We start from the raw sequence: 1,012 nt of genomic DNA on the forward strand, positions 1-1,012 counted from the left end.
GCCCATCTTGGCCCGGAACTCGCCGTACACGTCGACGACCGGGGCCGCCTCGGCCGGGCCACCGGCCACCGGCGCCGCGCCGGCGGCGGGACCCACGGGCTGCTGCGCGCTGGTCTCCTCGACGAACACCGGCCGGTCGGGACCCTCGCCGCGGGCCGCCTCCAGGTTGCGCCGCATGTCCTGCTTGACCTTGCCCATCTGCAGGGCGTTCAGGTAGCGGAACATGTCGAGGAAGATGACCACGCCGGCCAGCCACAGGTAGATCACGTTGTCGGTCTTGGCGTACTGGCCGACCATCAGGGCGACCGCGCAGGTGACCACGCGGAGCCGGTCGAAGACGTAGTCGAGCCAGGCGCCGAACACCGAGCCCGTACCCTTGAGCCGGGCGATCTTGCCGTCCATGCAGTCGAGCACGAAGCTGATGTGGAAGACCACCGCGCCGGCCACCAGCCACGGGTAGTCGCCCTGCAGGAAGCAGTAGGCGGCCACGAAGCCGAGCAGGAACGCGCCCATGGTCAGCAGGTTCGGCGTGATCCAGCGGACCGGGGCCACGAGCCAGACCAGCCGCGATGCCAGCGGATCGACGAGCCACACGGTCCACCAGGCGTCGCGATCCTTGTAGGTACGGGTCCGGATCTCGTCCAGCGTGAACCGTTGTGCCATGCCACAACTCCACCGTCGTGATGAATACATGAATAGTGGGACGCGCGGACATTACAGGAGTCTTATTACGGTCAGTGAAAGCAGGCCGGGAATGTGGACAAACGGCGCCTGGTTGCACCTGACCGGCCCGAGTCCGTCACGCTGTGCCATACAGCAGAAGAACGACCAGCGCCGGCCCGCCGCCCAGCAGCAGCCCCCGGCCGAAGCCGCGGGTCCGGGGCACGGCCAGGCAGGCGAGCCCGCCGACCAGCGCGCCGCAGCCGGTGAGCAGCAGCGCCGGGTAGGCCGCGGACACCGCCGCGATCGCACCCGGCACTCCCCCGGCCGCCAGTCCCGCCGCGAACCCCCA

General features: G+C 69.7%; 1 protein-coding gene and 1 pseudogene. Both read right to left on the reverse strand.

Annotation, left to right across the window (positions count from 1 at the left end):
* On the reverse strand, positions 1-663 hold a 663-nt coding region (locus AB0C29_RS50285; protein ID WP_360835728.1), incomplete at its 3' end, for a CDP-alcohol phosphatidyltransferase family protein.
* A 136-nt stretch (positions 664-799) separates the two neighbouring features.
* Positions 800-1,012, reverse strand: a pseudogene (locus tag AB0C29_RS50290) (hypothetical protein); the annotation flags it as partial.

This window comes from Actinoplanes sp. NPDC048791 (assembly GCF_040650095.1).
Taxonomy (GTDB): Bacteria; Actinomycetota; Actinomycetes; order Mycobacteriales; family Micromonosporaceae; genus Actinoplanes.